The following is a 26,400-nucleotide window of genomic DNA, read 5'->3' as shown; positions in this document are numbered from 1 at the left end:
AGGCCTACGGCCCCTGAGGGGAAGGAGCCCGACGATGGACGCCGCCTTCACCGCGGAGCAGGACGAGATCCGCCGCACCCTGCGCGAACTGCTGGTCAAACGCTGCGGACCCGGCGAGGTCAGGAGCGCCGTGCGGACCGCGCACGGATATGACGAGGCCCTGTGGCGGCAACTCGCCCAGGACCTCGGGCTGCCGGGGCTAGCGCTCGCGCAGGAGTACGGAGGGGTCGGCTGCGGGCCCGTCGAACTCGCCGTCGCCTGCGAGGAGACCGGCCGCGCGCTGCTGCCGTCCCCGCTGCTCGCCACCGCCGCGCTCGCCGCGCCTCTGATCGCCGCACTCGGCACCGAGGCCCAGCGCACCGCCCTGCTGCCGCGCATCGCCGCGGGTGAACTGACTGCGACCCTCGCCGTCCCCGGAGGCTCGCTCTCCACCGCCCTCGGTCTCACCGGCGACACCACCGGCGGCGCCTGGGCGGGCGGCGGGCGGGCCGGTGGCGTACAGGCCCGGTCCGGCCGGGAGGGGTGGCGGCTGTACGGGGAGGCCGCGCGGGTCCTCGACGGGCACAGCGCCGGACTGCTGCTGGTCGCGGCCCACGCGGGCGGCTTCCCGCGCAGCCGTACGCTCCTCTTCCTGGTCCGCGCGGACACGGCGACCGGGCTCGCCCGAACCCGGCAGACCTCGCTGGACGAGACCCGGCCGCTGGCCCGCATCGAACTGCGCGACACCGCGGCGGACCTGCTCGGCGCGGACGACGCGGTCGATGTGGCCGGCCCGGCGGGCGCCCTGGCCTCTGTCGGGCGCACCGCCGCCGCCGTACTGGCGGCGGAGGCGGTCGGAGCCGCGGCGAGCGCACTCGACCGGACCGTCGAATACGTCAAGGCACGCGAGCAGTTCGGCCGCGCCATCGGCTCCTTCCAGGCCGTGAAGCACCGGCTCGCCGATCTGTACGTGCGGGTGCAGGCAGCCAGGTCTGCGGCCTACTACGCAGCCTGGGACCCGGCGGCCGGAGGGCTCGCCCTCGCCCAGGCGCTGGAAACCCAGCGGATCACCACCGCCGAGGCCGTCCAGCTGCACGGCGGGATCGGCTTCACCTGGGAACACGAGGCGCATCTCTACTTCAAGCGGGCCGCCGCCGACGAACTGCTCTTCGGGCCGGTCCACCGGCTGCGCGACCACGCGGCCGAGCAGGCCGGGCTCTTCACGCAGGACACCCAGGGGCAGGGAGAGGGGCAGGGGCACGGCCCGCGCATGGAGGTGGCGGTCTGATGGCACCCGGAGTCCGGCTGATCCAGAAGGTGTCCTCGACCCGCACCTTCGCGAAGATCGCCCCGCACGTCATACCCGCAATGGACCGGACCGTCCACCGGCTCACCCGCGGCAAGGTACTGCTCAGCGCGCAGATGCTGCCGGGGTTGATCCTCACGGTGCGCGGCGCGAGGAGCGGGCAGCTGCGGACCACCCCACTGGCCTGTATGCCCACCCCGGAGCACGGTGACGGGACGTGGATTCTCATCGGCAGCAACTTCGGCCGTACGGGTCATCCTGCCTGGACTGCGAACCTGTTGGCCCATCCGGACGACGCCGTCATCAACTGGAAGGGACGCGACATCGCGGTACGCGCCCGGCTGCTGGACGGCGCGGAACGGGAGGAGGTGTGGCAGGCGGCGCTGAGGTTCTGGCCGCCGTACGCCACGTACCAGGCCCGGGTGGAGCGGGAGATCCGGCTCTTCCGGCTGCAGCGGCGCGCGACTTCATGAGGCGCGGGGATACGCCGACGGCGGACCACATTGCGTGGTCCGCCGTCGGCGCGACAGGACATGGGCAGCCCGGGATGGCCGTGCGGTGCCCGGAGCGGAAGGGGAAGCCGGGAGCCGGCGCTACTTCGTCGGCTTCTTGCCGGTGATGCCCAGGTGCACCAACAGCGCCAGGTTCGGCTTGAGTTCGGCCTGCTTGACACCCCAGGTCTGGAAGCCTTTCTGGTGCGAGGCGACCGCGGCCAGCATCGCGACCAGTGAGCCCGCCATCGCCGCGGGGCTGATGTCCTTGTCGACCTTGCCCTTGGCCTGGAGATCCTTCACCGAATCCGTAAGCGAGTTGGTGACCGAGTTCAGGATCTTCATGCGGATCTTGTAGAACCGCTTGTCGCCCTCGGCCGCGCCGAGGTCGACCACGCGCAGGATCGCGTCGTGGCGCCGCCAGAAGTCGAGGAATCCCTCGACGAGTTCTTCGGCGGTCTGCCAGCCGGACTTGCCGACCCAGGAGCGGCCTGCGACCAGTTCCGTCAACCCGGCGCCCTCCTTGGCCATTTCATCCGCGATCTCGAGGACGGCGCCCTCGACGTCGGGGAAGTATTGGTAGAAGGTCGCGGGTGAAGTCCCTGCCTTCCGGGCGACGTCGATGACTTTGACGTCCCGGTACGGCGAGGAGCTGAGCATCTCGCTGAGGCAGTCGAGCAGCTTCTGCCGCGTCGCCTGTCCGCGTCGACCGGCCACGCGGCCGTCGACGGTGCGCACTTGTCCTGTCATGCCGTCAGCTTACCGAGGGGTGATCGGAGCGCGATTCGGCCGACTGCAAATGGGGAGTTCCGCAGGTGCGGTGGGGTGGTGTGGGGCAAGTGGCCGGATTTCGGCGGATCCGATCCACAGCTTGAATTGTGTTATCAACAGCCTGTGGACAACTTCCGTGGATAACTTTCCGTGACGCGGTGGGCAGGGGACTCCAATATCGAGAGTGTGTTCGACTGCTCGTTGCAGCGCGGTGCGGACGGCGCGCGGCTACTTTGGGTGTGACGAGCGTCACTACTGCGGAAGGATCCGGGCCCATGGCCGCATTCGCGCACTCCGCGCCGTGCTGGGTGGATGTGCAGCTCCCCGACCTCGAAGCGGGCAAGCGCTTCTACGGTGAGCTCTTCGGATGGACCTTCCGGGCCGGCGAGGAGGTGGAGAGGGGCGGCTCCGGTGTCGATGCCCTCAGCGGCGGCAAGCTCGTTGCCGCACTGGCCGCCAAGCAGGACGGCCGGATGCCGACCGCCTGGGGCATCTACTTCGCCACCGACGACATCGCCGCGACCGTCACCAGGATCCGGCAGGCGGGCGGCCAGGTGATCACCGAACCCGTCAGGGTGGGCAGCGCCGGGGTGCTCGCGCAGGCCGCCGACCCCGGAGGCGCGGTCTTCGGACTCTGGCAGGCGGGGGACCGCAGCGGGTTCCAGAAGCAGAACGAGCCGGGATCCTTCTGCTGGACCGAGGTGTACACCCGGCAGAAGGACCGCGTGGACGCGTTCTACGAGCGGGTCTTCGGATTCCGTGGCACGGATCTCGGCGCGGCCGGCATGGGTGAGTCGGGCAGGGGCGAGTCCGGAACGAAGGAGCCCGGCACCGGCGGGCCCGGTTCGACCGAGGCCGGGACCGGTGAACCCGGCACGGGTGAGTCCGAGACCCCCGAGTCCGAGCCCCCTGAGTCAGAGCCCCCTGAGTCCGAGACTCCTGAGCCCGAGACGCCCGAGACGCCCGAGTCCGGCCCGGTCGAGTCCGGTATCGGCGGATCGGGCGCGGACATGCCCGGGGCCGACTTCCGGATGTGGTCCCCGGCAGGCACCGAACCGGGCCCCGACACCGCGATCGGCGGGCGCAGCGTCATCACCGACGCGTTCCCGGCCGAGATGCCCAGCTATTTCCTCAACTACTTCGCCGTCGCGGACTGCGACGCCACGGCCGAGACCGGCGTCCACCTCGGCGGACGGGTCTCCGTGCCGCCCTTCGACATCCCGTACGGGAGGATGGCGGTCCTGCACGACAATCAGGGTGCCGAGTTCGCCGTACTTCAGCCCCCGGTGTCCCGATAGAGGGCAGAGTGACATGTGACACCCCGATCCGCCCCCGGGTTCGCAACCATCGCTTCAGCCAGCAACAATCGGGGTGCGCACCGCCGGGTGGTGCCCAGTGGTCAGACCCTGCACGGGGCGGTTTTTCGCGGGCCTCTGTTGCTGAGGTCCGTACGGGGAGGTGGCAGGTAAGTGGTGGAGCAGCTGACGCAGCACGACCCGAGACGGATCGGCCCGTTCGAGGTACTCGGACGGCTCGGGGCCGGCGGCATGGGGCTGGTCTATCTCGCCCGCTCGGCGTCGGGCCGACGGGTGGCGATCAAGACCGTACGTACAGAACTTGCCGAGGATCAGCTGTTCCGGGTCCGCTTCACGCGCGAGGTGGAGGCCGCCCGGGCGGTCAGCGGGTTCTACACGGCGGCCGTGGTGGACGCCGATCCGCGCGCCGCAGTGCCGTGGCTGGCCACCGCGTACGTGCCCGCTCCCTCGCTCGAGGAAATAGTGAATGAGTGCGGTCCGATGCCGACCCAGGCGGTGCGCTGGCTGGCCGCCGGGATCGCCGAGGCCCTGCAGTCCATCCATGGCGCGGGCCTGGTCCACCGCGACCTCAAGCCGTCGAACGTGCTGGTGGTCGAGGACGGCCCGCGGGTGATCGACTTCGGGATCGCGTCCGGCGTCTCCAACACCCGGCTGACGATGACCAACGTGGCGGTCGGCACCCCCGCCTACATGTCGCCCGAGCAGGCGCGGGACTCGCGCAGTGTGACGGGGGCCAGCGATATCTTCTCGCTCGGCTCGACGCTGGTGTTCGCCGCCACCGGTCATGCGCCGTTCCATGGGGCCAACCCGGTCGAGACGGTCTTCATGCTGCTGCGGGAGGGCCCCGATGTGGAGGGCCTGCCCGACGATCTGCGGCCCCTGATCGAGTCCTGTATGCAGATGGATGCGGCGCTGCGGCCCAGCCCCGCCGATCTGCAGGCCCAGCTGGCCCCGCACCTCTTCGCCTCCGGCAGCGACGACAGCGGTACGGCGTCGGCCTGGCTGCCGACATCGGCCACGGCAATGATCGAGCAGCGGCGCGGGGGAGGGCGTACGGCGCCACCCGCGGCGTCCGCACCCGCACCCGCGCCCGCTCCGGCGCCCCCGCCGCCCCATCGCCCGCCGGGCGCGGACTGGGAGCCGGCGTGGCGCAGCGGTGCGGACCTGAGATCCCCGTCCCCGGCACCCTCCTTCTCCCCGTCGCCCGTTCAGGCTCCGGACGGGGGCGGTCCGGTGCGGCTGAGCGGTGCGAAGGTGCCGATCGGGCCCGGGCCGCGCGCCGGTGACGTGCGTGCCATGGCCGGCGCCGAGGCCGGTCCCACGACCGGCTGGGTGCGCCCGCCCGCCGGGCTGAACGGCACGGCCCCGGCCGCCGCCTCGCCCGTACCCGCTCCGGCGCACGCCCCTGAAGCGGCCCCCGCCGGGCCGGACCGCTGGCGGCCCTGGCGGTTCCGGATGTCGAACGACGTGTGGGGCACGCCGGTTGTCGCCGGGGACCTGCTGTACGTGACGTCCTTCGAGGTGCATGCCCTGGACGTCGGCAACGGCCGGCGCCAGTTCAAGACCCGTGACGTGGCCTGGTCGATGGCGCTCGACGGCGGCCGCATCCACGGCTCCGACGGCCCTTCGCTGTACGCCCTGGACGCGCTGACCGGCGCCGAGCGGTGGCGGCTGCAGACGGACGCCTGGGTGTACTCCCTCAAGGCCGACCGGGGCACGGTCGTCACCGGCACGCGTGGCGGCGGCGTCCAGGCGTGGGAGGCGTCCACCGGCGAGAAGCTGTGGGAGACGAGCGGCGTACAGACCGACTTCGAGACGGCGGAGGCCGGGCCCGCGATCCACGAAGGCACCGTGTACCTGTGGCAGGACGCCCGGCTGCGCGCCGTCGACGCCCGCACGGGCATCGAGCGCTGGTCGTACCCGATCGGCGACGCGGCCTCCTGCGGCGGGGTGCCCGTCCGGGTGACCCCGGCGCCGGACGGCTACGTGTACATCGCCGCAGGCACCCGGGTCCTCGCCGTCGACATCGCGGCGGGCCGGGTGCGCTGGCACTTCGAGTCCCCCGCGGTCTTCCTCTCCCCACCGGCCTATGCACCGGGCCCCGCGGTCACAGGCGGCGGGGTGTACCTGGCCGACTACCTCGGCACGGTGTACGCGCTCGACGCGTCGACCGGCAAGGACCGCTGGCGCATCGCGACGGAGGCCCGCCAGTCGATCGAACCGGTGCTCGTGGCAGCGGGCAACGTCCACGTCGGCAGCGGCCACGCGCTCTACACGCTGGACGCGGTGACAGGCACCCCGAAGTGGCGCTTCGCCGCGGGCGGCGAGGTCGTCGGCGCCCCGGTCGTGGCCGACGGCCGGGTCCACTTCGGCTCCGCCGACCACGTGCTGTACACGCTGGACGCGGCAGGTGGCCAGCTGAGATGGAAGCTGGCGACGGGCGGCGAGATCACCGGTTCACCGGTGGCGCAGGGCGGCGTGGTGTACGCGTGCAGCAAGGACCGCTGCGTGTACGCGCTGGACGCGCTGAAGGGAACGGGTACGGGGAACAGAGCACGGGCGTAGGGGAAGCGGCCACTCAGCGGCCGCTTCCCGCCCGTCCGGCGTTCGAGGACGGAAACCCTGCACCGGGGACGTGTCACGGCCGGGGAGGGCGTCGCGTGTCAGGGCCCTCCCCCTGCACCGGGTACGGCGCTGTGTCAGGGCCCTCCCCCTGCACCGGGTACGGCGCTGTGTCCTGGTCCTTCCCGTGCGTGTCCGGACCCGTGTACGGGTCGACCTCCGGCTCCGGCCACGGACTCGTCTGCACCGACGGCCCCGGCTCCTGCGTCGGCGGCCAGGTATCCGGATCCTCCGCCCCCGGCGCGGTGTACGGCTGGTTGCGGGCCCTGCGGCCGAGGCGACTGCCACTGCCGTGCCGTCCCGACATCAGCAGCGCGCCCAGCAGGAGCAGCACCCCGCCGCCCGCCGCATACGCCACTCCCAGCTGCAGCCCGGACCCGTCCGCCGCCACCGTCAGGTTCCCGGCCACCTGCCCCTGCCGCACCATCCACAGCACGGTGAAGCCGAGCACGATCACGCCCGCGCAGGCCACCAGCAGCCGCGATCGCAGCACCACGCCCACCGCCGCCACGGCGGCCGCGAACAGAAACGGCAGCCAGATCGACGCCAACGGACCCGGCTGCGCACCACTGATGCCGTTGAAAAGGTCCGCGACCCGGTAATGGCGCCCGAGACGGCCGTCGTACCAGACACGGAAGGGGCTCAGCACGACGGCCGCCGCTCCTGCGAGAGCGACGATCGAGCCGAGGATGTTGCGGATCATCGTCGGCCTCCTGCGGGTGTGCGGATCGGCGTCGTGGATCTGCACCGCTCTCGGCGTCGACGCTACGCCCGGCCGCAGACCCTCGCCACCAGGGGCGGACCGGCCTGGCACCTGTTCCTGCATAGGCCATGCGCTACGGTGTCGCGCGGTCTGTGGACAGCGACATGACAACAAATCAAGGGGGGCTGCATCGATGATGCGGCAGCATCTGAAACTTTCGGCGGTTCTGGTCGTGGTGGTGCTCGCACTCACCGGTTTCTCGACGTCGAGCCACGGCGGCAAGAGCCGGGGCAGCAGGAGCCACGGTTCGAGCAGTAGCGGCGGGGGCTGCTCCAACTCCAAGAAGAGCAACGGCAGCTACCACCACAACGACTACGACGACGACATCTACGACGACTCGTCGAGCAGCTCGTCCGGCAGCTCCACCTACGAGACCGCGACCCCCGGCGCCACGGCGACCGACGAGCCCGGGGCGACCGTGATCCGCTGCGCCCAGCCCCGCAAGGGCAAGCGGCGGGCTGTGACCTCCTCCACCGTCCGGGTCAGTTCGAGCGAGCTCGGCACGCACATGTACGAGGTCGATGTCACCTTCCTCGACGCGCGTGGCAACACCGTCGACACCGGCCAGGCGAACGTGGAGCTGACGGGAGTCGACAGCGCGACCGTCTCCGTGCGGATGGACAGCCCGGGCAAGGTGTCCCGGGTGAAGAAGTGCCGGGCCGAGGCCGAACTCAGCTACTGACCGCAGCGGACGGGGGCTCCGGCTCACCGCAGCGGGAGTTCCGGCCTCGCGTCACCGCAGCCGGAACTCCCCGCTGCCCCGCCCCCGCCCCCTGAACAGCTCCCCCTGCCGCTCCACCGGCAGGTTCCCGAGCGCGATCAGCTGCGGGGCATGGGCCAGCGCCTGCGACCTCGCGGCCTCCTTCGCGGACCACACCGCCCGTACCGTCCCCTGCACCGCCTCCGTCGGATACGACGCGATCACGTCCGCCGCCCGCACCGCCGCCTCCACCGCGCCGCCGGGCGCCGTCACCTCGCTGACCAGCCCGGTCTCGTAGGCACGGCGGGCCGTCACCCGTTCGGCCGTACCCATCAGGGACATCCGGGCCACCTCCCCGAACGGCATCCGCTGCGCCATGTGGATCGCCTCGTACGCGCTGACCATGCCGTACGTCGTATGCGGGTCGAAGAAGGTCGCCTCCTCCGATGCGACGACGAACTCCGCCTCGCCCAGCAGATAGAACGCCCCGCCGCACGCCATCCCCTCCACGGCGGCGATCACCGGCTTCCACAGGTCGTTCGCCTTCGGCCCGATCGCGATCAGCGGATCGTCGATCGTGTACGGGGACGAGGGCTGAGGCACCTCCACGTCCCGGTCGAGACCCGTACAGAAGGCGCGCCCGCCCGCGCCGGTCACGACGACGGCCCGGACCTCGTCATCGGAGCGGAACGCCCGCCAGACACCGGCCAGTTCATCGGCCGTCGCCAGATCGATCGCGTTCAGCTTCTCGGGCCGGTCGAGGGTGACGACCGCGACCCCGGTCTTCTTGTCGGTCTCCGTCCGCAGTGTCATCGTCGTCCCCTCACCACATGTCTCCTGCCCCTCATCGCTCCAACTGCCAGCGGACCACGGTCAGCTCCGGGCTCACCGGTGCGAAGACCGCCTTCACCGACGCCCCGATCCGCAACCTCCCCGGATCGACCGAGTTCAGCGGCGCGTCGGGTCCGCTGACCACATTGCCGACCAGCCGGATGTGCGGGGCGTCGGCGAGTTCGACGACGACGGCGTTGTACGGGGCCTGTGCGGCGTACGCGGGCAGCAGCGGCGGATGCGGCACCACGTACGACCAGATGCGCCCGCGCCCGCTCATCGCCCGCCACTCGCTCTCGAACGACCGGCAGTGCGGGCAGCAGGGCCGGGGCGGGAAGCGGAGCCTGCCGCAGTCGGGGGCGGCGCACGCCTGGACGCGGAGTTCACCCCGGGCGGTGTACTCCCAGAAGGGCGCGCCGTCCTCGTCGACGACGGGCAGCAACAGCGATTCCATGTCAGCTCCTCAGCAGTACGGCGGAGGTGGGAACGCCCTCACCGGCGGTGACCAGGCAGGTGGCGGCGGACGGCACCTGGGCGGTGGAGGTGCCGCGCAGTTGCTTCACGCCCTCGTTGATGAGGTTGAATCCGTGCACGTACCCCTCGCTGAGTCCACCGCCGCCCGTGTTGATGGGCAGCCGGCCGCCGCTCTCCAGCGCCCCGCCCTCGGTGAACGCGGCACCCTCGCCGCGCCCGCAGAAGCCGTAGCCCTCCAGGGAGAGCGGGATGAGCGGGGTGAACGCGTCGTAGATCTGCGCGACATCGACATCGTCCGGACCGAAGTCGGCCTGCTTCCACAGCTGCCGGGCAGCTGTCCAGGCGGGTCCGGTGAGCGGGTCGTCGTTCCAGTAGTTGACCATCCCGTGGTGCTGGGCGGGCAGGCCCTGGGCGACGGAGTGGATGTGGACGGGCTTGTGCCGGCAGTCGCGGGCCCGTTCGGCGGAGACGATGACGCAGGCCAGCGCCCCGTCCGTCTCCAGACAGTTGTCGAAGAGGCAGAGCGGCTCGCTGATCCAGCGCGAGGTCATATACATGTCGCGGGTCAGGGGGCGTTCGTACATCACCGCGTCGGGGTTCTGGTTGGCGCGGTTGCGGCAGGCGAGCGCGACATTGAAGAGGTGGTCGCGGGTGGCCCCGTACTCGTGCATGTACCGCCGTGCCAGCATCCCGATCTCGTCGGCCGGCCTCAGCAGGCCGTACGGGCGGGTCCACTGGGCGGGGGTCGGCAGCTGCACGGTGGTGTTCTTCCAGGGCCGGGGCCCCGAGCCGCGCTTCCGTGACCGCCAGGCGACCCCGACACTCGCCTGCCCGGTGGCGACAGCGGCGGCGAGATGCGCGATCGTCGCGCACGAACCCCCGCCTCCGTAGCCGACCTTGGAGAAGAAGGTGACATCACCGGCGCCGATCGCCTTGGCGACCTCGACCTCGTCGGTCTCCTCCATCGTGTACGAGGCGAACGCGTCGACCTCCGACGCGGCGATGCCGGCGTCGTCGAGTGCCGCGACGATCGCCCGGCAGGCCAGGGTCTTCTCGGACTCGGGAAGGTGTTTCGCGAAGGCCGTCTGCCCGATCCCGGCTATCGCCGTCACGTCCTTGAGCGTCGCCATCCGCCACCTCCGCGATCGTCATGACTGCTGACAGCCGCAGAGGCTACAGCTAATCTGACGGATAGTCAGCTATTGCGGTTCGGCGGGAGGGCATGCGATGCGCGGCGACGAGGAATGGGGCAGCATCCCGGGGCTGGTACGGACGGCGGCGCGGCGGTACGGGGACCGGGAGGCGGTCGTCGAGGGCCGCACCCGCATCTCGTACGCCGAACTGGGCGACCGCGTCGAGCGAGCCGCCGCCGCGTGCATGGCGTCGGGCGTGGAGCCGGGGGACCGGGTCGCGGTCTGGGCGCCGAACACCCTCGACTGGATCGTCTCGGCGCTCGGAGCGGTCACGGCCGGCGCGGTCCTGGTCCCTCTCAACACGCGCTTCAAGGGCACGGAGGCGGCGTACATCCTGCAGCGCAGCCGGGTGAAGCTGCTCTTCATCACCGGCACGTTCCTCGGCACGTCGTACGTGGCGTCGCTGCGCCGGGCGGAGGTGGAACTCCCGCACCTGGAACGGGTGGTGGTGCTGGCGGACGCGGCCCCCGAGTCCTACGTCACCTGGAAGGACTTCCTGGCGACGGGTGAGCGGATCTCTCCGGCGGAGGTACGGGCGCGAGCGGACGCGATCGCCCCCTCGTCCCCCTCCGACATCATCTACACCTCCGGCACCACGGGCCGTCCCAAGGGCGCCGTGATCACCCACACCCAGACTCTGCGCTGCTACGCGATCTGGAGCGAGCTGGCGGGCCTGCGCGAGGGCGACCGCTATCTGATCGTGAACCCGTTCTTCCACACCTTCGGCTACAAGGCGGGCATCATCGCGTGCCTGATGCGGGGCGCGACGATGATCCCGCAGTCGGTGTTCAACGTGGACACGGTCCTCGCGAACATCGCCGCCGAACGCATCTCGGTCCTCCCCGGCCCACCCACCCTCCACCAGTCCCTGCTGGACCACCCGGCGCGCGGTGCGCACGACCTCTCGGCCCTGCGCCTGGTGGTGACGGGTGCGGCGGTCGTCCCGCTCCAACTGGTGGAACGCCTGCGCACGGAGCTCGGCATCGCGACGGTCCTCACGGCATACGGCCTCTCCGAGGCGAGCGGCATCGTCACGATGTGCCGCCGCGGCGACCGGCCCGACGTGATCTCCTCCACCTCCGGCCGCGCGATCCCCGGCACGGAGGTCCGCGTCCTGGCGGCCCCCGGCACCCCCGGCGAGGTCCTGGTCCGCGGCTTCAACGTGATGCAGGGCTACTTCGAGGACCCCGGCACCACAGCCACCACCATCACCCCGGACGGCTGGCTCCGCACGGGCGACATAGGCATCCTCGACGAGGCGGGCAACCTGCGCATCACGGACCGGATCAAGGACATGTTCATCGTCGGCGGCTTCAACGCGTACCCCGCGGAGATCGAACAACTCCTGGGCCTGCACCCGGATGTGGCCGACGTGGCGGTGATCGGCATCCCGGACCCCAGGCTGGGCGAGGTCGGCAAGGCGTACGCGGTCCGTCGCCCGGGCGCGACGCTCACGGCCGACGACCTGATCGCCTGGTCGAGGCGGGAGATGGCGAACTACAAGGTCCCGAGGACGGTGGAGTTCGTGGACGAGCTGCCGCGGAACGCGAGCGGCAAGGTGGTGAAGGGGGAGCTGCGGGGGCGGGGACAGAGGTAGGGGGCGCCTGATCGATCAGACCTTCTCCGCTGCCACCCGGGGATGGCCGGCGGTGAGCAGTCGGATGTCCTCCACGTCGGACGTCAGGATCGTCACGCGGCCGGGGTGCGCCAGGGCGGTCGCACAGAGCATCGCGTCGATCGCGTATTTGTGGCCGTGCAGTCCGGCGTCCCGGAGCAGGGTCGCAGCGGTCTGTGCGAGAGCGTGGCTGACCGGTTCGACGCGGAGGCGTGACAGCGTCCAGTGGAGCGCGGCGTGGTTGATGCGCGGATGGATCACCTCGACCAGCACCGCTGCCGAGGTGATGACCGGAAGATCCGCATCGCGGGCGGCCTCCAGCCATTCCTGGACATCTCGGCCCCGTTGAACGGCCTGCGCGAGCCCTTCGCTGTCCAGTACCAACGCACCGCTCACGCCGCTGCTCCGGTCTCGGGCGGGCTGCTCGTGAGCTTGGCGCGCTTGTCAGCCACTGCGCCCGGATCGGCTGGTCCGTTGACCTTCTCGAAGTCGGCGAGGAGTTCGTCCAGATTGTCGCGTTCAATCTGGCGCTGCGCGGCCATTTCCAGGTATGCGGAGACACCCCGCTTGCCGACCCGCTCGCGGATCGCACGCAGGGTTCCGGCGGTAAGGGATACGGAGATGCCGCTGCTGGGACCGTCGCCGGGTGCGAAGTCTGGGTTATCGGCCATGGACTTATTTTAGCATTTCCAATGCTATAAGGCCGGCGAGATTCGAGGGCGCGCGCGAGGATTGCGGCATCGACGCGAATGTGGTCAAGGTGATGAACGCGCGGCGGCCGCGACGGCTCCCCCTCCGCGCCGCCGCGGCCGTCCCCCGTACCCCCGCCGAAAAGTAGATCTAGTTCGTGGGCTCCGACGTCGCGTGCATGTCGTCGGTCGTGGCCGTACCGCCCGTGGCGTGCATGTCCAGCGGCTTGATCGTTCCACCGGTCGCGTGCATGTCCTGAGTGGTGATCTGGTCGGCGTCACCACCCGTGGCGTGCATGTCCTGCGGCTTGATCTCCGTGTCCTTCTTCGTCGCGTCAGCCATGTTGATCTGCTCCCCTTGGCATTTCTTCGTGATGGGTGGGCAAGGCCCGCCCGGCTGTTCCCCCGTGGACTGCCGGACGGGCCTTTCAAGGGCCGCTCACTTTAGTGCCGCGGCCGTCTGTCGCCCCGTCTGCCCCCCGACGCGACGGATCGACTGAGAAGAAGAGTGCCGGGTCGTGATAAACGAACGATGAACGCCTCCGGCAGGCGTCCTACGCAGCCGTCACGGAGGCAACGGCAGACAGCAGGGTGCGCACATCGGCCGCCTCGTGCGAACCCAGTTCCTCGTAGATGGCCAGGGCCTCGTGCCAGCAGACCTGAGCGCGCCCGAACTGCCCGATCTCCCCAAGAGCGCGCCCGAGCACGGTGAGCACGTTGCCCCTCCGCCATTCGCCACCGATGCCTCGCAGCGCGGTCAGAGCCTGCTCGGCCTTGGTCGCGGCATCGGCCGAGCATCCGGCAGCGAGGTCGACCTCGGCGAGCCTGAAGAGAGTCATCCCTTCCCACAGGCGCTGGCGGCTGTCCCGGAAGACGTCCAGTGCTTCCAGAAGTCTCTCCGTGGCGGCGGTGAACTGGCCGCTCTGCGTGAGGGCCATGCCGAGCGCATAGCGACCGTTGGCACTTCGGAGGGCATGACCCAGGCTGTCGTATATGTCTATGCCCTGCTGGGCCAGAGACACAGCACTGCCGGTGCGGCCCGTGGCCAGGTGAATGCGCGACAAGTTGCACAGCGCGCTCGCCTCGCCCGGCCGGTCCTGGATCCGACGGAAGCTGTCGATGGCTCGGGTCAGATATGTCTCGCCGTCGTCGTGCCGACTCTGGTAGAGCGCCATGATGCCGCGAGCGTTGGGGGCCCAGCAGCCGGGCAACGGATCGAGGTCGGCTTCGACGAGCCGCATGACGTCCTCTGCCTCCTGCTCGGCCTGGTCGAAGCGTCCCGACGTGTGGTGCACATCGGCCAGTGTGACCAGAGCGCGCACCTCAGTGCGTCGGTCGTCGCAGGTGCGGGCAGCGTCCCGTACGGCAAAAGCGGTGGTCTCGTACTGTTTCGAGTTGGCACCGGACTCGCCCAGATCCAGCGCCGCCCAGAGAAGGTCCACGGCCCGGCGCAAGGTGCCGGGGCCGGTCGACTGGCGTACGTAGGCGAGAAGCGTGCCGGCTTCCGCGTAGAGCCAGTCCAGCGCCGCGTGCCGGTCCGCGAATGCGAGGCCCGGATAGCTCGTCGGCTCCAAGTGGTCCACCAGCCGATCCCCCGGCCGCTCCAGCGCATACACCCCCGCCGCCGTGGCCAGATAGAAGTCCAGCAGCCGCGACAGCGCCAACTCCCGCTCCTCCGGCGGCTGCTCGTCGCGTTCCGCGCATGCACGCGCGTAGAGCCGTACCAGGTCGTGGTAGCGGTACCTGCCCGGCGCCGCCGATTCCAGCAGGCTCGTGTCGACCAGGGACTCCAGTACGTCCTCCGCCGCATGCACCTCCAGGTTCAGCAGCGCCGCCGCTGCCGCCAGTGAGATGTCCGGGCCGTCCGCCAGACCCAACAGCCGGAACGCGCGGGCCTGGGCCGGCTCCAGCTGGCCGTAGCCGAGTTCGAACGTCGCCTTCACCGCCAGGTCGCCCGCCTGGAGTTCGTCCAGGCGGCGGCGCTCGTCGGCGAGCTTCGCCGCCAGGACCGAGACCGTCCAGGTGCGGCGGGCGGCCAGGCGGGAGGCGGCGATGCGGATGGCGAGAGGGAGGAAGCCGCACGCGGCCACCACGTCCAGGGCCGCCTCGCGCTCCGAGTTGACCCGTTCCTCGCCGACGATGCGAGTGAAGAGCTGGAGCGCCTCCTCGGGGGACATCACATCGAGGTCCACCAGGTGCGCGCCCGCGAGGTCGACCATGCGGACGCGGCTCGTGACCAGGGCCGCGCAGCCCGCCGTGCCGGGGAGCAGCGGGCGGATCTGGGCCGCGTCGTGCGCGTTGTCCAGGAGGACCAGGATGCGGCGGCCGTCGAGCGTGGAGCGGTACAGCGCGGCCCGTTCGTCCAGGGAGTCGGGGATCGCCGAGTCGGCCGTGCCCAGGGCGCGCAGGAAGGCACCCAGGACCGTTTCCGGTTCGGCGGCGCGTGCGCCCGCGCCCTGCAGGTCGACGTACAGCTGGCCGTCCGGGAAGTGCGGGCGCGCCTGGTGCGCGACGTGCACGGCCAGCGTCGTCTTGCCCACGCCCCCGATTCCCGCCAGCGCCGACACGGCCATGACCGAACCCTCGGCCGTCGCCAGCCGGTTGCCCAGTTCGCGGACGAAGGAGACGCGGCCGGTGAAGTCCGGGACCGTGGCCGGGAGCTGGGCCGGGCGGACGGCGGCGGGTGCGGGCGCCGCCTCGTCGGCCGGGTGGGCCAGTTCCTCGTCGGCCTGCAGGATCCGCTGCTGGAGCTGCGAGAGCTCCGGGCGCGGGTCCACGCCGAGTTCGTCGGCGAGCAGCCGGCGCGTGTCGGCGTACACGGCGAGTGCCTCCGCCTGACGGCCGCTGCGGTACAGGGCGATCATCAGCAGTTCGCGCAGCCGCTCCCGCAGCGGGTGCGCCGCGGTGAGCGCGGTCAGTTCGGAGACCGCCTCCGCGTGGCAGCCGAGCTCCAGGTCGAGGTCGAGCCGGGTCTCGGTGAGCTGGAGCCGCCACTCCTCCAGCCGGGTGCGCTGGTTCTCGGCGTACGGCCCCGGGACGGAGGCCAGCGGCTCGCCGTCCCACAGCGCCAGTGCCTCGTTGATCAGGGCGCGGGCCCGGGACCGGTCGCCGCCGGCCCGCGCCTTCTCCGCGTCCGCGGCCAGCTCCTGCGCCGCCGTGAGGTCGAGCGCGTCGGGCCGGGTCCGTATCGCGTATCCGCCGGCGTTGCTGATCAGCGTGTCCGGGTCGAGGATCTTGCGCAGCCGGGAAGCGTATGTCCGTACGGCGGCGAGCGCCTGGGACGGCGGCTCCTCGCCCCAGATGGCGTCGATGAGTTCGGCGGCGGTGGCCGTGCGGCCGTCGCGCAGGAGCAGGGCGGTCAACAGGGCTCGCTGCTGCGGTGAGCCGGAGGGCAGCGGTTCGCCGCCCCGCCAGGCGCGTACCGGTCCGAGTACGGCGAAGCGGAGGTCGGTGTCGGCCGTCTGCTGCTGCGGAGCCCGCTGCTCCGGAACACGCACGCGTGGCCCGTTGTCACGGTCCATTGATGCCCCCTGTCCTGCTCGCCCCGCCAGTCCTGCCGGTCACGCTGGTCCCGCTGGTGCTTCTGCTCGGAATGTCCACCGGTGCACCCATGTGCGCCGGGTGGATCCGGATTGCGCCCTACCGTTGCTATCGCGCTCAACAGTCTGCCTTGTTATGGGCGGACACGTCAGCAGTGGGTGACTCTCTGCACAAGCCCTCGACAACGATCCGGTACGGGGCCCCGGTCAAGATAGCTGACGGTTCGTCAGATCGGCGCTACCGTGGTACGCATGGAGACCTTCCCGAAGATCATCTCGGTGGACGACCACACGGTGGAGCCCGCTCATGTCTGGCGGGACCGGCTCCCGTCCAAGTACCTCGACCGCGGCCCGCGCATCGTCCGTGCCCCGCTGAAGGAAATGACCTTCATGGGCGGCAAGTTCGCACCGGTCATGGGTGCAAAGGGGGACGACGGCCCGATCGGCGACTGGTGGGTGTACGAGGATCTGCACCGGCCGCTCACCCGGCTCGACACCTCGGTCGGCTACGACAGGGACGAGATCAAGCTCGAAATCATCACGTACGAGCAGATGCGTCCGGGCTCGTTCTCGGTGCCGGACCGGCTCGCCGACATGGACATCAACCATGTCCAGTCCGCGCTCTGCTTCCCGACCTTCCCGCGGTTCTGCGGCCAGACGTTCACCGAGGCGAAGGACCGCGAACTCGGACTGCTCGGCGTGCGCGCGTACAACGACTGGATGGTCGAGGAGTGGTGCGGCCCCGAGGCGGGGGGCCGGCTGATCCCGCTCACCCTCGTCCCGCTGTGGGACGCGCAGCTCGCCGCCGACGAGGTCAGGCGGAACGCCGCGCGAGGGGTGCGCGCCGTCGCGTTCTCCGAGATACCCCCACATCTCGGCCTTCCGTCGATACATACGGACGAGTGGGATCCGTTCCTGCGGGCCTGCGACGAGACGGGCACCGTGATCGCGATGCACATCGGCTCCTCCTCGAAGATGCCGTCCACCTCGGCCGATGCCCCGCCCGCGGTCGGGTCCACGATCACCTTCGCCAATTGCTGTTTCTCGATGGTCGACTGGCTGATGAGCGGCAAGTTCGAACGTTTCCCGAACCTCCGGATCATGTACGCGGAGGGCCAGATCGGCTGGATCCCGTACATCCTGGAACGCGCCGACGTGGTCTGGGAGGAGAACCGGGCCTGGGGCGGGGTCGCCGACAAGGTGCACCGGCCGCCTTCGGAAATGTTCACCGAGCATGTGTACGGATGCTTCTTCGACGACGCCTTCGGGCTGAAGAACCTGGACGCGATCGGCGTCGGGAACGTGCTGTACGAGACGGACTACCCGCACTCGGACTCGACCTGGCCGAAGTCCCGTGAGGTCGGCGAGGCGCAGATGGGGCACCTGGACCCGGACGTGGTGGACCGGATCGTGCGCCGCAACGCGATCGACCTTCTGGGGCTCACGGCCGACGGGCTGTGGGCGGGGTCCGGGGCGTAGCGCGCGGACCCCGCCGACGGGTGGTACGGCACGGGGCCCACCGTCTCCGGCGGGCCCCCGCGTGCCGTGGTCAGGCCCTGGTCACCGGCTCCTGGAGCTCGGTCACCCACTTGTCCTTGTCCTCGGGGCACTCCAGATTGATCTCCCGGGTGTAGCCGAGCGACCGGTATCCATTGGCGTCCAGCCAGCGGGCCAGCGTCTGCTCGGTGATCAGGACCCCGTCCATCGAGCCGCGGTGGACGATGGTCGCCGCCTCGAACGCGGGAAGCTCCACCACCGTGACACCGGTGTCGCCGACCGGGCCGGCCGGCACCGAGACCGTCACTCCGGCGTGCACGACGATCGTGCCGTTGCCGTCCGGTGCGTCCTCGTACCGTGCGACACCGGGACCGGTGGGCCTGATCCCGGCCGCCTCCAGCAGCGGGAACAACCGGTCGTACAGCGGTCCGATCACCGGAGTGATGTCCTGCGGCTGATAGCTCGCCGCCGTCCCGGTCAGTTCCGCCACGCGTACGGCCGGAACGTTCTTGACCACAACCTCGTCAGCGGGCATGTGCCCCTCGCTCTCGATCGACCGGAGCCTCGCCTCGACCTGTGCCAGTCGCGCCGCCGCTGCCGCCATGGCAGCCTCCAGCTCCACCTGCCGCAGCCGCAGCATTCCGCGCAACTCCTCGGGGCCGACCTGGTCGTCGAGGACGGCCTGCACCTGCTGGAGCGTGAAGCCGAGATCCTTCAGCGCGATGATGCGGTTGAGACGGGCGAGCTGGGCGGCACCGTAGAAGCGGTAGCCGGTGGCGGGGTCGGTGCGGTCGGGAGGCAGGAGTCCGATGGCGTCGTAGTGACGCAGCATCCGGGCCGACACCCGTCCGTACCTGGCGAAGTCTCCGATGGTGAACATGATGTCTCCCAGTGCACGGCCTCACACGGTGTCAAGGTCAACCCCTCGTCCGTGGCGCCGGCACCGCGACGGGGCACCAAAAGGCAGGAGCCCCGTTCCCCGCCGAAGCGGAGGAGCGGGGCTCCTTGGGTACTGCATGCCGGCCGCGATCGGCCGACCCGGGCAACTAGGCCGGGGTGACGTTCTCAGCCTGCGGGCCCTTCGGCCCCTGAGTGACGTCGAAGTTCACGACCTGGTTCTCCTCGAGGGAGCGGAACCCGGACGCGTTGATCGCGGAGTAGTGAACGAAGACATCCGGGCCGCCGCCGTCCTGGGCGATGAAGCCGAAGCCCTTTTCAGCGTTGAACCACTTGACGGTTCCGGTAGCCATAAGCCCTCCTTGGGCCAAAGGGTTGCCCTGCTCCAGAACCTGCAAAGAAGTCTGAAAACTACAAAAGCCTGCGGGTTACATGCTCCGCAGGCTCTGTACTGCAAGGGAAACCAAACTGCAACTTGGCGATGAGCCTAGCACGCAGCATGTGCGGAGGGGTAGAGGGAAAGATCACTTCACTCGGATGTTTGATAGCCGTGCTGATCAGCTGACGAACATAGGGACCCGGGGGTGCTCGGGGAGCGGTCCGAGGCGGTCCGGAGAGCGGGTCCGGGCGAGGCTGCGAGCCCCGGTGGCGCCGGGGTTCCCGCGCGGGTCTAGCCTCGCGATGTGGACAATTCAACCGTCTCTCCCGTAGCAGGCGACGACCGTCGCAGCAGGCCGCGCGTCGGCCACATCCAGTTCCTGAACTGTCTCCCCCTCTACTGGGGCCTGGCACGGACCGGAACCCTGCTCGACCTGGAGCTGTCGAAGGACACCCCGGAGAAGCTCAGCGAGCAGCTGGTCCGCGGTGATCTCGACATCGGCCCCATCACCCTGGTCGAGTACCTGCGCAACGCCGATCAGCTCGTGGCCTTCCCTGACATCGCGGTCGGCTGCGACGGGCCCGTCATGTCATGCGTGATCGTCTCCCAGCGGCCGCTGGAGGAGCTCGACGGTGCCCGGGTGGCGCTCGGCTCCACCTCGCGCACCTCGGTCCGCCTCGCTCAGCTGCTGCTCGCCGAGCGTTACGAGGTGTCGCCGGACTACTACACCTGCCCGCCCGACCTCGGCCTGATGATGCAGGAGGCGGACGCCGCCGTGCTCATCGGCGACGCAGCGCTGCGCGCCTCGCTGCACGACGCGCCGCGGCTCGGCCTGCAGGTCCATGACCTCGGGCAGATGTGGAAGGAGTGGACGGGGCTGCCGTTCGTCTTCGCCGTCTGGGCGGCCCGCAAGGACTACCTGGCCGCCCACCCGGCCATGGTGAACGAGGTCCACCGGGCGTTCCTCGCCTCGCGCGACCTGTCCCTGGAAGAGGTCACCAAGGTCTCGGAGACCGCGGCGCGGTGGGAGGTCTTCGACGCGGAACTGCTGGAGCGGTACTTCACGACGCTGGACTTCCGCTTCGGTGCGGCCCAGCTGGAGGGTGTACGGGAGTTCGCGCGCCGGACGGGGCCGACGACCGGCTTCCCGGCGGATGTGAACGTCGAGCTGCTCGACCACTGATCCGTGCGTACGGGAAAGGGACCGGCAATGGGTGAATGCTGAACCTTCTTCTGCCCTTCCCGTCCGCGTCGGCGTTATTTATAGCCCGGTATTTATTGCCCGGTCCCGGGGATTCCCTTCCGGCGAATGCCGCGAATGCCGCTGCCGGTCACCCCGCACGCCGTATCCGATTAGCGGATGGCGTCCGGGGTGAGTCCCGGTTGAGTCCAGGAATCGTTCGAGTGAACGACACATTCGCGCCTTTTGCTGTGTCGAAAACCGCTGTTCGTTCCCATAGGGGCGAAATCGGCGGATGGTTTCTCTGTGATCGCATGACCTTCGCCCCTAGGCTTCGGTCGGAGGTCCGGCCGGTCCACAGGGGGAGTCCATATGCAGCCGCTGGAAGCCGGCGAGCCGCTCACCATCGGCACCTACCGTCTGCTCGGCAGGCTCGGTGCGGGCGGCATGGGCCGGGTCTATCTGGGGCGCAGCGCGGGGGGACGCACCGTCGCGGTCAAGGTGGTCCATCCGCACTTCGCGCTCGACGAGCAGTTCCGGGCCCGGTTCCGCCTCGAGGTGGACGCGGCGCGGCGGATCGGGGCGCAGTGGACGGCGCCCGTCCTGGACGCCGATCCGGACGCGCCCGTGCCGTGGGTGGCCACCGGCTATGTCGCCGGGCCTCCGCTGTCGGGGGCGGTCGCCGAGCACGGACCACTGCCCGAACAGTCGGTACGGACCCTGGGCGCCGGACTGGCGGAGGCGCTGGCCGCCGTGCACGGGCAGGGACTCATCCACCGTGATGTGAAGCCGTCCAACGTGCTGCTCGCCCTCGACGGCCCCCGCCTGATCGACTTCGGTATCGCCCGCGCCATCGACGCCACCGCCTCGCTCACCTCCACCGGCGTCTCGGTCGGCTCGCCCGGCTACATGGCACCGGAGCAGATCCGGGGCCTGGACATCTCGGGTGCGGCCGACATGTTCTCGCTCGGCGCGGTGCTCGCGTACGCGGCGACGGGCCTCGCCCCATTCCTCGGCGACTCCTCGGCGGTGCTCCTCTACAAGGTGGTGCACGAGGAACCGGAGCTGGGCGAGATCGAGGGCGAGCTGCGGGAGGTGATCGCCGCGTGTCTGGCGAAGGACCCGGCGCTCCGGCCCACCCCTTCGGAGCTGGCCCGGCGGCTGGCGCCGGACGGGGCGGCCGCGCGGGTGGCGGCGGGCTGGCTGCCCGGCACCCTGGTGCGTGAGCTCAGCCGGGCCGCGGTGGCCCTGTTGGACCTGGAGCCGCAGGACGCGCCCGTGCAGTCGGGGCCGGTGCCGTTCAGCAACGCGTTCCTCGACGGCCGGGCCGGCGGGACACCGGGTGGCAACGAGGCGCAGTCCGTGGGCCGGGCCGGCGGTGCGCTAGGGGTGTTCGGGCCGCCGATCGAGCCGGCCTTCCCTCCTCGGACGCATCACCCGGCCGAGGCCGTCGGGGACAACTCGGCCGGGCTGCCCGGCCCCCGCACCCCCGACTCGCGCTTCTCCCTCACCGTCGGCGCCGACTCCGGGCCCGCCCGCCCCGACCGGAACCGCGGCCGCAGGCTCAGTTGCACCGTCGCCCTCGCGGTGGCGGGCGCGCTCGCCGCCGTGACCGTGGGCAGCGCCTTCCTCTTCGATCTGCTGCCGGGCAGCGGTGGCGGCGGCGCCGGGGAGCACGACGGTGCGGCCAAGCCCCCGCCCAGCACGTCCGCCACCCGGCCGTCGACCCCGACGGACGCGGGCACCGGCGGCGCGGGCCCGGTCACCGCAGTGCCGAAGGCGTTCGTCGGCACCTGGAAGGGGCCGCTGACCGAGAAGACGACCGGACAGCCGCACGGCACCCTCACCGCCGTGTTCGCCGAGGGGAAGAAGGGCACGGACGTCGTCCGCATGAACACCACGGTCTCCACGCTCGGAGTGAGCGTCAGCTGCAACAGCATCGCCCGGCTCTCCTCGGGCACCGCCGAGGAACTGACGCTCCGGGAGCGCACCGATCCGGACCGCCCCAACACCGCCGGGCTGTGCACGAGCACCACCACCGATGTCGTCTTCACCCTCGCCGGCGACGGCACACTGCGCTTCAGGTCCGAGGAGAGGGGCGCGGGCCTGCCGTACGGCACGCTCAGCCGGTCCGGCCGCTGACCCCGGCAGGGGCTGGCGTAGGCTGAACCGGTCCGTAGATCCGTTGAAAAACCGCCGAAAGGTGACAGCCCGGTGACCGAGAAGGCCGACCTCCAGCCCATCCTCGACCGAGCCGCCGAGGGCGGGCGGATCACTCCGGAGGAGGCCCTGGACCTCTACCGGTCGGCGCCGCTGCACGCGCTGGGTGCGGCCGCGGACGCCGTGCGCCGCCGCCGTTACGCCGGCACGGAGCACATCGCGACGTACATCATCGAACGCAACATCAACTACACCAACGTGTGCGTCACGGCCTGCAAGTTCTGCGCCTTCTACGCCGCGCCGAAGGACACCGCCAAGGGCTGGTCCCGCGATCTCGACGACATCCTGCGCCGCTGCGCGGAGACCGTCGAACTCGGCGGCACGCAGATCATGTTCCAGGGCGGACACCACCCGGACTACGGCGTCGAGTACTACGAGGAGCACTTCTCCGCGATCAAGAAGGCGTTCCCGCAGCTGGTGATCCACTCGCTGGGCGCCTCCGAGGTCGAGCACATGGCCCGGATCTCCAAGGTCTCCGTCGAGGAGGCCATCCAGCGGATCCACACCGCCGGTCTCGACTCCTTCGCGGGAGCCGGCGCCGAACTGCTGCCGGCCCGGCCGCGCAAGGCGATCGCCCCGCTCAAGGAGTCCGGCGAGCGCTGGCTGGAGATCATGGAGGCGGCGCACCGGCTCGGTGTCGAGTCCACCTCCACCATGCTGATGGGCACCGGTGAGACCAACGCCGAGCGCATCGAGCACCTGCGGATGATCCGCGACGTACAGGACCGGACGGGTGGCTTCCGCGCGTTCATCCCGTACACGTACCAGCCGGAGAACAACCACCTGAAGGGCCGGACGCAGGCCACGCTCTTCGAGTACCTGCGGATGATCGCCATCGCCCGGCTCTTCCTCGACAACGTCGCGCACATCCAGGGCTCCTGGCTGACCACCGGCAAGGAGGTCGGCCAACTGTCGCTGCACTACGGCGCGGACGACCTCGGCTCGATCATGCTGGAGGAGAACGTCGTCTCCTCGGCGGGTGCCAAGCACCGCTCCAACCGGCTGGAGATCATCGATCTGATCCGCAAGGCGGGCCGCGTCCCGGCGCAGCGCGCCACGACGTACGAGCACCTCGTCGTCCACGACGACCCGGCGAACGACCCGGTCGACGAGCGCGTCGTCTCGCACATCTCGTCCACCGCGATCGAGGGTGGCACCGCGCATCCGGAGCTGAAGCTCCTGAGCGCCAACTGAGGCCGCATTGCTGACCGTTCATGCCGCGCCGCTGGTTGTTCCGGTCGGCGCGGCTGCCGTCCGGCAGGGCGCGGTGGCGGTGGACGGCGACCGGATCGCCGCCCTCGGCCCGTACGACGACGTCGTGGCCGCCCATCCGACGGCCCGCGTCCGCCAGTGGCCCGGCGTCATCACTCCCGGCCTGCGGCAGTGGCACGGCCTCTGGCTGCTCACCCGCTGCTACCACCCCGATCCGCGCGAGGCGGACGAGCTCGGCGACCGGCCGTTGTGGGGCGAGGCGTTCGAGCGGCTGGCCGACGGGATGGACGCGACGCGGCGGGCGGGCAGCGTACGGCGCGGGCTGCAGCAGATGCTGCGGTACGGGACGACACACCTCGCGGGCCGGTTCCACGACCCGGCTGTGCGCACCGCCGTCGCCCGCTCGGGTCTGACGGAGGTCTCGGCCGTCGGCGCCCCCGGCATCCTCATCGGCGAACCGAGCCTGGACCCATTCGCGGAGGGGCACGACCTGCCCGGCTCTGCGCACGGCCCGCTCGCCGTCGGTGGCCGCGCCGACCTCGCGGTCTTCGACGTACCGGACGAGGCGGCGCTGTGCGCCGCGGGGGCGGCGACATGCGTGGCCACGGTGCTGGGCGGACGGCTGGTGTACCGGCGGCGGTGACCGGGGCGGTGTTCCGGCGTGGGCGACCGGGGCGAACCGTGACGTCGGGCCCCTGGTCACACGGGCCCGGGGTGCGGGAAGATCCCGCAGCGCACTACCGCCCCCCGCACGCCGCCCACGTACTCCCACCAGGAGGATGTTCATGGCCTGCCGCACATCCCGCGTTCTGCTCGCCGCGGCCACCGCCACCGTGGCGCTCGCCGCCCTCGCCGCCCCCGTCACGGCATCGGCCGCCGGCTCCCCGCAGGGGCGGGTCTTCATGGTCAACCCCGTGCAGTCCTCCGGGGACCAGAACCTGGCCGACGCCAAGGACTCGGCCACCGCCGTGCCCGCCGACGCCTACGCCCTGGCCGCCCTGCGCAACCTGGACGGCAGCGGCGGGCTCTCCGGCAAGTGGGCGTACATCAGATCCGACACCGGATCCTCCGCGAAGGTCGCCGACGCGGGCACGTACACCCGCAACGACGACCAGTTCGAGCAGGTGATGGCCTACTTCTGGGTCAACGAGGCGCAGGAGTACCTGCAGAGCCTCGGCTTCGGCAGCGAGCTGCCCGGTGCCAACGACCGGGCCCAGCCCGTCCGTATCAACCAGTGGGGCGCCGACAACTCCTTCTTCACCGACAAGAAGGCCGAGATCCGCTTCGGCAAGGGCGGGGTCGACGATGCCGAGGACGCGGAGGTGATCGTCCACGAGTACGGGCACGCCGTGCACAACGCCCAGGTTCCCGGCTTCGGTACGTCGGAGGAGGCCGGGTCCATCGGAGAGGCCTGGGGCGACTACCTGGCCGTGTCGGTCGGCGCGTACGCGGACTCCAAGTACGGCTGGCCGCGCAGAACCGATCCGGGCTGCGTCGCGGACTGGGATTCCGTCTCGTACACCTCCTCCGTGCCGCACTGCCTGCGCCGCGTCGACGGCGACAAGACCTACGCGGACAAGGTGGGCGAGGTGCACGCGGACGGTGAGATCTGGTCGCGGGCCCTGTTCGACATCCGCGGCGCGCTCGGCGCGCGCGAGGCCGACCGGATCATCGTCAACGCCCAGTTCGGCTTCGCGCCGGACACGTCCTTCCAGGACGCGGCCCTGACGACGATCGCGACCGCGCAGCAGATGTACGGCGGGAGCGCGGCGGATGCCGTGCGGAAGGCGTTCCAGGACCGGGGCATCCCGGGGGTGTGAGCCCGCGCCGGGGCGGGCGGTGGAGGGCCGCCTCTCGCCCCGGCGGATTTCCACGCGACGCGCAGTGCCCCCACGCACCCGAACGGTCGAAGCCGGCTTCCGGCGGGTCGGGTGCCGACCGGCGCGAGGCGCCGTCGGCCGGGCTGCTTGAATGGGTGGGTGACCCGAGCATCCCTGGACAAGCAGCCGCACGAAGTCGCCTCGATGTTCGACGACGTGGCGGCGAACTACGACCTCACCAATGACGTGCTGTCGCTCGGCCAGGCCCGGCTGTGGCGCAAGGAGGTCGCGAAGGCGGTGCACGCCCGCCCGGCGGAGAAGGTCCTCGACCTGGCCGCGGGCACGGCGACGTCCTCGCTGCCGTTCGCCGCGACCGGTGCGTACGTCGTGCCGTGCGACTTCTCCGTCGGGATGCTCCAGGTGGGCAAGAAGCGGCACGCCTGGCTGCCGTTCACCGCGGGCGACGCCACGAAGCTGCCGTTCCGCGACGAGACGTTCGACGCGGTGACGATCTCCTTCGGGCTGCGCAACGTCCAGGACACGGATACGGCGCTGCGCGAGCTGTACCGGGTGACCAAGCCGGGCGGCCGGGTGGTGATCTGCGAGTTCTCGCAGCCGACCTGGGCGCCGTTCCGCACGGTCTACACCGAGTACCTGATGCGGGCACTGCCGCCGGTCGCGCGTGCCGTGTCGTCCAACCCCGATGCGTACGTCTACCTCGCCGAGTCCATCCGCGCCTGGCCCGACCAGTCCGGGCTCGCCCAGCTGCTGCAGAAGGCCGGCTGGTCGAAGGTGGCCTGGCGCAATCTCACCGGCGGTGTCGTGGCACTGCACCGGGGCGTACGCCCCTGACCCCTGCGGCGGTCGGGAGGCGGCGGTGCCGAGGCGGTTCGGAGGCGGCGCGGC

The 26,400-nt window shown here is 70.8% G+C and carries 24 protein-coding genes; 13 read left to right on the top strand and 11 right to left on the bottom strand.

Annotation, left to right across the window (positions count from 1 at the left end):
* Positions 1–34 precede the first annotated feature (34 nt).
* Positions 35–1,267 (top strand): acyl-CoA dehydrogenase family protein, encoded by a 1,233-nt coding sequence (locus OHA88_RS21600; RefSeq protein ID WP_328626709.1) that lies wholly within the window; start codon positions 35–37, stop codon positions 1,265–1,267.
* On the top strand, positions 1,267–1,758 hold the full coding sequence (locus tag OHA88_RS21595) for a nitroreductase family deazaflavin-dependent oxidoreductase (RefSeq protein ID WP_328626708.1): 492 nt from the start codon (positions 1,267–1,269) through the stop codon (positions 1,756–1,758). Before OHA88_RS21600 ends, OHA88_RS21595 begins: the two co-directional genes overlap by 1 nt.
* Before the next feature lie 120 nt (positions 1,759–1,878).
* On the opposite strand, the gene OHA88_RS21590 is transcribed toward OHA88_RS21595, so the two are convergent.
* Positions 1,879–2,526 (bottom strand): TetR family transcriptional regulator, encoded by a 648-nt coding sequence (locus OHA88_RS21590; protein ID WP_030975659.1) that lies wholly within the window; start codon positions 2,524–2,526, stop codon positions 1,879–1,881.
* 296 nt (positions 2,527–2,822) lie between these two features.
* Here OHA88_RS21590 and OHA88_RS21585 point away from each other — a divergent pair, with 296 nt between their 5' ends.
* Together OHA88_RS21585 and OHA88_RS21580 are read left to right on the top strand one after the other, a co-directional pair.
* A complete protein-coding gene (locus OHA88_RS21585) occupies positions 2,823–3,845 on the top strand; it encodes a VOC family protein (RefSeq protein WP_328626707.1) in 1,023 nt (340 codons plus the stop codon).
* A gap of 171 nt (positions 3,846–4,016) precedes the next feature.
* A complete protein-coding gene (locus OHA88_RS21580; protein ID WP_328626706.1) occupies positions 4,017–6,428 on the top strand; it encodes an outer membrane protein assembly factor BamB family protein in 2,412 nt (803 codons plus the stop codon).
* 73 nt (positions 6,429–6,501) lie between these two features.
* On the opposite strand, the gene OHA88_RS21575 is transcribed toward OHA88_RS21580, so the two are convergent.
* Positions 6,502–7,188 carry a hypothetical protein gene (locus tag OHA88_RS21575; RefSeq protein WP_328626705.1) on the bottom strand — a complete coding sequence of 229 codons (687 nt, stop codon included), beginning with the start codon at positions 7,186–7,188 and terminating at the stop codon, positions 6,502–6,504.
* 193 nt (positions 7,189–7,381) lie between these two features.
* Between OHA88_RS21575 and OHA88_RS21570 the strand changes: the two genes are divergently transcribed.
* Positions 7,382–7,930, top strand: a complete 549-nt coding sequence (locus OHA88_RS21570) for a hypothetical protein (RefSeq protein WP_328626704.1) — start codon at positions 7,382–7,384, stop codon at positions 7,928–7,930.
* Between the two features lie 51 nt (positions 7,931–7,981).
* Here the strand turns inward: OHA88_RS21570 and OHA88_RS21565 are convergent, their stop codons facing one another.
* From OHA88_RS21565 to OHA88_RS21555, 3 genes are read right to left on the bottom strand one after another with little or no spacing between them, the layout of a single operon-like run.
* On the bottom strand, positions 7,982–8,761 hold the full coding sequence (locus tag OHA88_RS21565; RefSeq protein ID WP_328626703.1) for an enoyl-CoA hydratase/isomerase family protein: 780 nt from the start codon (positions 8,759–8,761) through the stop codon (positions 7,982–7,984).
* Positions 8,762–8,792: 31 nt separating this feature from the next.
* On the bottom strand, positions 8,793–9,233 hold the full coding sequence (locus tag OHA88_RS21560; RefSeq protein ID WP_328626702.1) for a Zn-ribbon domain-containing OB-fold protein: 441 nt from the start codon (positions 9,231–9,233) through the stop codon (positions 8,793–8,795).
* Position 9,234: 1 nt separating this feature from the next.
* Positions 9,235–10,383 carry a lipid-transfer protein gene (locus OHA88_RS21555; RefSeq protein WP_328626701.1) on the bottom strand — a complete coding sequence of 383 codons (1,149 nt, stop codon included), beginning with the start codon at positions 10,381–10,383 and terminating at the stop codon, positions 9,235–9,237.
* Positions 10,384–10,480: 97 nt separating this feature from the next.
* Between OHA88_RS21555 and OHA88_RS21550 the strand changes: the two genes are divergently transcribed.
* A complete protein-coding gene (locus tag OHA88_RS21550; protein ID WP_328626700.1) occupies positions 10,481–12,043 on the top strand; it encodes a FadD3 family acyl-CoA ligase in 1,563 nt (520 codons plus the stop codon).
* 15 nt (positions 12,044–12,058) lie between these two features.
* Here OHA88_RS21550 and OHA88_RS21545 read toward each other — a convergent pair whose 3' ends face one another.
* From OHA88_RS21545 to OHA88_RS21530, 4 genes are all read right to left on the bottom strand, one after another.
* A complete protein-coding gene (locus OHA88_RS21545; protein ID WP_328626699.1) occupies positions 12,059–12,457 on the bottom strand; it encodes a type II toxin-antitoxin system VapC family toxin in 399 nt (132 codons plus the stop codon).
* Positions 12,454–12,732, bottom strand: coding sequence for a hypothetical protein (locus OHA88_RS21540; RefSeq protein WP_328626698.1), 279 nt, complete (start codon positions 12,730–12,732; stop codon positions 12,454–12,456). Before OHA88_RS21540 ends, OHA88_RS21545 begins: the two co-directional genes overlap by 4 nt.
* Before the next feature lie 169 nt (positions 12,733–12,901).
* Positions 12,902–13,093, bottom strand: coding sequence for a hypothetical protein (locus tag OHA88_RS21535; protein ID WP_030975677.1), 192 nt, complete (start codon positions 13,091–13,093; stop codon positions 12,902–12,904).
* Positions 13,094–13,304: 211 nt separating this feature from the next.
* On the bottom strand, positions 13,305–16,271 hold the full coding sequence (locus tag OHA88_RS21530; protein WP_328626697.1) for an AfsR/SARP family transcriptional regulator: 2,967 nt from the start codon (positions 16,269–16,271) through the stop codon (positions 13,305–13,307).
* Between the two features lie 270 nt (positions 16,272–16,541).
* On the opposite strand from OHA88_RS21530, the gene OHA88_RS21525 reads away from it, so the two are divergent.
* Positions 16,542–17,768 (top strand): amidohydrolase family protein, encoded by a 1,227-nt coding sequence (locus OHA88_RS21525; protein ID WP_328626696.1) that lies wholly within the window; start codon positions 16,542–16,544, stop codon positions 17,766–17,768.
* A 70-nt stretch (positions 17,769–17,838) separates the two neighbouring features.
* On the opposite strand, the gene OHA88_RS21520 is transcribed toward OHA88_RS21525, so the two are convergent.
* Positions 17,839–18,666 (bottom strand): MerR family transcriptional regulator, encoded by an 828-nt coding sequence (locus tag OHA88_RS21520; protein ID WP_328626695.1) that lies wholly within the window; start codon positions 18,664–18,666, stop codon positions 17,839–17,841.
* Between the two features lie 166 nt (positions 18,667–18,832).
* A complete protein-coding gene (locus tag OHA88_RS21515) occupies positions 18,833–19,036 on the bottom strand; it encodes a cold-shock protein (RefSeq protein WP_003967102.1) in 204 nt (67 codons plus the stop codon).
* A 330-nt stretch (positions 19,037–19,366) separates the two neighbouring features.
* On the opposite strand from OHA88_RS21515, the gene OHA88_RS21510 reads away from it, so the two are divergent.
* The 6 genes from OHA88_RS21510 (at position 19,367) to OHA88_RS21485 (ending at position 26,346) form a co-directional block, all read left to right on the top strand.
* Positions 19,367–20,245, top strand: coding sequence for a menaquinone biosynthetic enzyme MqnA/MqnD family protein (locus OHA88_RS21510; protein WP_267003207.1), 879 nt, complete (start codon positions 19,367–19,369; stop codon positions 20,243–20,245).
* Between the two features lie 369 nt (positions 20,246–20,614).
* Positions 20,615–22,384, top strand: coding sequence for a serine/threonine-protein kinase (locus tag OHA88_RS21505; RefSeq protein ID WP_328626694.1), 1,770 nt, complete (start codon positions 20,615–20,617; stop codon positions 22,382–22,384).
* Positions 22,385–22,456: 72 nt separating this feature from the next.
* Complete coding sequence (gene mqnC / locus OHA88_RS21500; RefSeq protein WP_326605206.1) at positions 22,457–23,656, top strand: cyclic dehypoxanthinyl futalosine synthase; 1,200 nt, start codon at positions 22,457–22,459, stop codon at positions 23,654–23,656.
* Positions 23,657–23,663: 7 nt separating this feature from the next.
* Positions 23,664–24,317: an imidazolonepropionase-like domain-containing protein gene (locus OHA88_RS21495; RefSeq protein ID WP_328626693.1), complete on the top strand. Its 654-nt coding sequence runs from the start codon at positions 23,664–23,666 to the stop codon at positions 24,315–24,317.
* A 142-nt stretch (positions 24,318–24,459) separates the two neighbouring features.
* Positions 24,460–25,494, top strand: coding sequence for a M36 family metallopeptidase (locus OHA88_RS21490; RefSeq protein ID WP_328626692.1), 1,035 nt, complete (start codon positions 24,460–24,462; stop codon positions 25,492–25,494).
* A gap of 159 nt (positions 25,495–25,653) precedes the next feature.
* The gene (locus tag OHA88_RS21485; protein ID WP_328626691.1) at positions 25,654–26,346 is read left to right on the top strand and encodes a demethylmenaquinone methyltransferase; all 693 of its coding nucleotides are present in this window, start codon (positions 25,654–25,656) and stop codon (positions 26,344–26,346) included.
* Positions 26,347–26,400: the final 54 nt, after the last annotated feature.

Origin of the sequence: Streptomyces sp. NBC_00353, assembly GCF_036108815.1 — a bacterium.
In the GTDB taxonomy this organism is placed as follows: Bacteria; Actinomycetota; Actinomycetes; order Streptomycetales; family Streptomycetaceae; genus Streptomyces.
Note: the sequence above shows the minus strand (reverse complement) of the source record. Positions and strands in the feature narration are given on the sequence as shown.